Raw genomic sequence first — 5598 nt, 5'->3', positions numbered from 1 at the left:
GGGGGACCCCCATCGCGTCGACTCCCTCCTCCGCCTTGCAGCCGCACGCACCAGACCCCGCTCACCGGCATGGACAAGTCCCGCCGGTGTCCTGCGTCCTGATCCAAACGACAGGCCCTAGGTCACGCGCCGGGCTCCAGTTCCCGCACCAGTGGATGGTGCGCGCAGCGGAAGCCGCCGGCGAACGGGGTCACGGCGTCGAAGGGCAGGGTGTGCACGGTGACGTCGCGCGCGGTCAGCGCCTCGGCGAGGTCGGTCAGCCGCGTGTCGACGACCACCTCGCCGGGGCCGAGGACGAGGCTGTTGCCCGCCAGCAGGTTCACGGCGTCGGAGAGGGAGACGTCGATCAGCTCCCAGTCCGCGACCGGGTCCGGCACGCCCTCGGGGTACTGCTCCCGGCAGACCACCGCCAGGCCCTCGCGGACGGCGGTGAGACCGTCGTCGAGGTGGATCACCGCCTCGCTCAGCGGTACCGCCCGGACCCGGTAGCCGTCCCCGAGCAGCTCCGCCAGCCACCGCGCGCCCGCCCGGTCGGACGCCGTGCCGCCCCGGCCGCAGCCGACGAGGATGTCCCGGCCCAGCACGAGGACGTCGCCGCCCTCCAGGAACGGCCCGGTCGCCCCCGGCACCTCGGTCGTGCGGTACGGCGGGGGCGGCGGCATCACCGAGTACCGCGCCCCGCGGGCCACCGCCTCGGCGAAGACGGGACGCAGCCCGAAGCGTTCCTTGAAGCGGGCCGGCAGCCGCAGCGCGGACTCGACGACGTGGTCCCCGACCACGATCATCGGGTCGCGGACGAACGTCTGCATGCTGAACCGGTCGCCCTCGCCGCCGTACGCGCCCAGCTCCAGTTCGGTCAGCTCCCGTGGGCGGTGGACGGCCACCCCGCGCCCGGTCAGGAACCGGGCCAGGCCGTCGGCCTGCTCGACGGCCCGCCCGTAGCCGTCCGGGTCCGCCTCCGACCAGAGCCGGCCCGCCCAGCGCGGCAGGTCGCGCCGGGTGCTCTCGGGCACGAAGTCCAGTACGCCGGGCAGTCCCCCGCCGATCCGCTCCGGGACCTGGAAGTCGATGACGCGGCCGACCACCGCCTCCTTCAGGAGGCCCCACTCGTGGGTGACGTTGACGCGGTCCAGTGCTGGCGGTGTCGTCATGGCCGGAATGCACCTCGCCCGTCCCGGAGACAGTGGTCCTCGTAGTGCCCTGCTCCCTCCCCGCCACCATGGTCCCGCAGGGACCGCGCGAGCGCCTGTCGGCGGACGTACGGGTCAGGCCGGCCGCAGCCACACCGTCGCCAGCGGCGGCAGGGTCAGTCCGACGCTCGCCGGGCGGCCGTGCCGGCCCTGCGGCTCCGGCTTGACCGGACCGGGCTGGGCCACGTCGGAGCCGCCGTACCGCGCGGCGTCCGTGTTGAGGACCTCCGTCCAGGCGGGGACGTCGTCGGGGACGCCCAGGCGGTAGCCGGGGCGGACGACGGGGGAGAAGTTGGAGACCGACAGCAGCGGGGTGCCGTCGGTGTCCCGGCGCAGGAAGGCGAAGACGTTGTCCTCGGCGGCGTCGCCGACCACCCACTCGAAACCGCCCGGGTCGGTGTCGCGCCGCCACAGGGCCGGGGCGTCCCGGTAGACGGCGTTCAGGTCGCGGACCAGGTCGAGGACGCCCCGGTGGTCGGGTTCCGCCCCGTACCCCGGGTCGAGCAGCCACCAGTCGGGGCCGGACGCCTCGGACCACTCGGCGCCCTGGGCGAACTCCTGGCCCATGAAGAGGAGCTGCTTGCCGGGGTGGGCCCACATGAAGCCGAGGTACGCCCGGTGGTTCGCGCGCTGCTGCCACCAGTCGCCCGGCATCTTCGACACCAGCGACCGCTTGCCGTGCACCACCTCGTCGTGGGAGATGGGCAGCACGTAGTTCTCGCTGTACGCGTACACCATCGAGAACGTCATCTCGTGGTGGTGGTACGCGCGGTGGACGGGGTCGTGGCTCATGTACTGGAGCGAGTCGTGCATCCAGCCCATGTTCCACTTCAGCCCGAAGCCGAGGCCGCCGAAACCGCTGGGTCCCTTGTGGTGGGTGGCGCGGGTGACGCCGTCCCAGGCCGTCGACTCCTCTGCGATGGTCACCACGCCGGGGCAGCGCCGGTAGACGGTGGCGTTCATCTCCTGGAGGAAGGCCACCGCGTCCAGGTTCTCCCGGCCGCCGTGCTCGTTCGGCGTCCACCGGCCCGGCTCGCGCGAGTAGTCCAGGTAGAGCATCGAGGCGACGGCGTCCACCCGCAGGCCGTCGATATGGAACTCCTCGCACCAGTACACGGCGTTGGCGACGAGGAAGTTGCGCACCTCGCGCCGCCCGTAGTCGAACTCCAGCGTCCCCCAGTCGGGGTGCGCGGCCCGCAGCGGGTCCGCGTGCTCGTACAGCGGGCGGCCGTCGAACTCGGCCAGCGCCCAGTCGTCGCGCGGGAAGTGGGCCGGCACCCAGTCCATCAGGACGCCGATCCCGGCCTGGTGCAGCCGGTCGACCAGGTACTTGAAGTCGTCGGGGCCGCCGAGCCGGGCCGTGGGCGCGTAGAAGCCGGTGACCTGGTAGCCCCAGGACCCGCCGAAGGGGTGCTCGGCGACCGGCATCAGCTCGACGTGGGTGAAGCCCAGGTCCTTGACGTACGCGGGGAGTTCCTCGGCCAGCTCGCGGTACGTCCGGCCGGGCCGCCAGGACGGCAGGTGCACCTCGTACACCGAGAACGGCGCCTCGTGCGCGGGCGTGGCCGTACGGCGGGCCAGCCACTCGGCGTCGCCCCACTCGTGGTGCGAGGCGGTCACGACCGACGACGTCTCGGGCGGCACCTGGGTGCGGCGGGCCAGCGGATCGGCGCGCAGGGTGCGGGAGCCGTCGGGCCGGGTGATCTCGAACTTGTACAGCTCGCCCTCCCCGACCCCCGGCAGGAACAGCTCCCACACCCCCGACGAGCCCAGCGACCGCATGGGGTGGCCGGTGCCGTCCCAGAAGTTGAAGCCGCCGGCCACCCGGACGCCCCGCGCGTTCGGCGCCCACACCGCGAACCGGGTGCCCCTCACGCCCTGCCAGGTCATCGGGTGCGCGCCGAGCGCCTGCCACAGCTGCTCGTGCCGGCCCTCACCGATCAGGTACAGGTCCAGATCGCCCAGCGTGGGCAGGAAGCGGTACGCGTCCTCGGTCTCGTGCACGGCGCCCTCGTACGTGACGAGCAGCCGGTACTCCGGGACCTCCGGCAGCGGCAGCAGCCCGGAGAAGAAGCCGTCCCCGTCGTCGCGCAGCCCGGCCCGCACCTCCCCGGCCACCACGGTCACCGCCAGCGCGTACGGCCGGAAGACGCGGACCGCGATCCCGCCGCCGGGCAGGGGGCGGGCGCCCAGCACGGCGTGCGGGTCGTGGTGCGTACCGGCGAGCAGCCGCTCGCGGTCGGCGGCGGACAGGGCGGGGGAGACGGGGGCGGCGGGAGTGGCGGGAGTGGCGGGCGCGGGGGCCTCGGTCTTCCGCTGCGCGGGCACCTGCTTCTTGCGGGCCGGAGCCGTCGGCGTCTTCTTCGCGGCTGTCTTCTCGGCGGTCGCCGTCTTCTTCGCGGCCGTCGCCTTTTTGGCCGTCGCCTTCTTGGCGGTCGTCGCCTTCTTGGCCGCCGCCTTCTTCGACTTCTTCGCCGCGCTCTGTTCCTCGGCTGCTTTCTTGGGGTCCGGGCGGGGGGTCACGGGGAGAGCCTCCTAGAGGTCAGGCCGGTTGAGCCGGTGAGCCGGTCAGCCGGTCAGGCCGGTTCGGACGCGGCCAGGCGGCGGGCCGCGGACAGCGGGACCGGCAGCCAGTCGGGGCGGTGCCGGGCCTCGTACACCACCTCATAGACCGCCTTGTCCGTCTCGCAGGCGCGCAGCAGCACCGGATCGGTACGCGGATCGACCCCGCTGACCTGCGCGTACCCGGTGCAGTACGCGGCCCGGCAGGTCGCGGCCCAGCCCGGTGGCGGGGCGTCGGCCGCGTGCGCGGCGTAGTCGAAGGAGCGGAGCATCCCCGCGATGTCCCGGGCCGGCGGCTGCGGCAGCCGGCGCTCGGCGAGCGGTTTGGCCGGCTCGCCCTCGAAGTCGATCAGCGACCACTGCCCGGACGGGGAGCGCAGGCACTGCCCGAGGTGCAGGTCGCCGTGGACCCGCTGGGCGGTCCAGGTACGGCCCTCCGCGGCCAGCGAACCCAGCGCGGTGTACGCCGAGCGCAGCCCCGGCGCGTACGGCAGCAGCGCCGGCACCGCGCGCACGGCGTGGTCCAGCCGCTCGGTCATCTGGGCGGCCATCCGCTCCAGGTGCCCGCGGCCCAGGGTGACGGTCGGCAGGGCCGCGGCCAGCGCCGTGTGCACCTCGGCGGTGGCCCGGCCCAGCTCCCGCGCCTCGGCGGCGAAGTCCTCGCCCTTGGCCAGCTCCCGCAGGGCCAGCTCCCAGCCGTCGGCCGCGCCCTGGAGGTAGGGCTGCAGCACGCCCAGGACCCAGGTCTCGCCGGCCAGGTCGGCCACCATCCACGCCGTCGGAGCCGGTACCCGGGGGCAGCCGGCGCGGGCCAGCGCCAGCGGCAGCTCCAGGTCGGGGTGGACGCCGGGCACGATCCGGCGCAGCAGCTTGAGGATGAACGTATCTCCGTAGACGACCGAGGAGTTGGACTGCTCGGCGGTCATCAGACGGGGCGCGAGGCCGGCGCGGATCTCCTGCTCCGGGTCCCGTTCGAAGCGCAGCCCGCCGACCCGGGCCCGGCTGCGCAGCGCCTCCAGGACCACTTCGGCGGGCCGGGTGTCGTACAGGGCGTCGTAGACCGTCCGCCCGGTCAGCGGGCCCTGGCGCACATGCCCGATCAGCGCGGGCGCCAACCGGGGCGGCAGCGCCTCGCGCACCCCTATGAGGAGCTGGTAGCAGTCGCCCGGGTGCTCGGGCGCGGCCGGGGCGGGGACCTCCGGCTGGTGGGCCCGCAGCAGGACGTGGACCAGGCCCAGCCGGGCGGTGCAGGGCAGCAGTTCGGTGGCGGCGACGAGCGAGAACCCGGTGACCGGACGCCCCTTGCCCGCGAACCAGCGCTGCCGCGGCAGCCACTCCCGCAGGAGCGGGTCCAGGGAGGCGAGGAGGGCGGGGGTGCTGGCGACGGTACGGGTCTCGGCATCCGGCATGGCGGCGCGTCCCTTCCCCGGGCTCGGGGGTCGGCGGGGTCGTCGGGCGATTACTTCTGCGTGCCCCGGGCGGGACGGCGGAAACCGCCCCGCCCGGCCGTTCTGGGGCCTGTCGTTCGGATCACGCCGCGGACGCGGGGTCTGGCACGCGCTCCCCCACTGCCTGAACGGCGTGGGGGGACCCCCAGCGGCGTTGCCGTCGGTTGTCAACTCCCCCACGCTCGGCTGCGCTCGCGCGGGGGGACCCCCATCGCGTCGACTCCCTCCTCCGCCTTGCAGCTGCACGCACCAGACCCCGCTCACCGGCATGGACAAGTCCCGCCGATGTCCCGCGTCCTGATCCAAACGACAGGCCCTAGCCGCCTATCGCCGACATCGGCCGGTCCGGCTGGACGAAGGACGGGTCGTCGAGGCCGGCGCCCGCCTTCTTGCCCCAC

Annotated in this window: 3 protein-coding genes; all 3 read right to left on the bottom strand. The window is 74.3% G+C overall.

Going from position 1 to position 5598, the window contains the following annotated elements; genetic code table 11:
* Positions 1-122: 122 nt before the first annotated feature.
* Complete coding sequence (locus J7I94_RS39140; RefSeq protein WP_215174058.1) at positions 123-1151, bottom strand: amidinotransferase; 1029 nt, start codon at positions 1149-1151, stop codon at positions 123-125.
* A 114-nt stretch (positions 1152-1265) separates the two neighbouring features.
* Positions 1266-3713: a 1,4-alpha-glucan branching enzyme gene (gene glgB / locus J7I94_RS35400; protein ID WP_215174056.1), complete on the bottom strand. Its 2448-nt coding sequence runs from the start codon at positions 3711-3713 to the stop codon at positions 1266-1268.
* A 53-nt stretch (positions 3714-3766) separates the two neighbouring features.
* Positions 3767-5161 carry a phosphotransferase gene (locus J7I94_RS35395; RefSeq protein ID WP_215174054.1) on the bottom strand — a complete coding sequence of 465 codons (1395 nt, stop codon included), beginning with the start codon at positions 5159-5161 and terminating at the stop codon, positions 3767-3769.
* Positions 5162-5598 lie beyond the last annotated feature (437 nt).

The organism is Streptomyces sp. ISL-12 (genome assembly GCF_018614415.1).
Classification (GTDB): domain Bacteria; phylum Actinomycetota; class Actinomycetes; order Streptomycetales; family Streptomycetaceae; genus Streptomyces.
This window is presented reverse-complemented; position numbering and strand designations above follow the sequence as displayed.

Coding starts and splice junctions, on each gene's coding strand:
- J7I94_RS35395 (WP_215174054.1), bottom strand. CDS start 5,161: ATGCCGGATGCCGAGACCCGTACCGTCGCCAGCACCCCCGCCCTCCTC.
- J7I94_RS39140 (WP_215174058.1), bottom strand. CDS start 1,151: ATGACGACACCGCCAGCACTGGACCGCGTCAACGTCACCCACGAGTGG.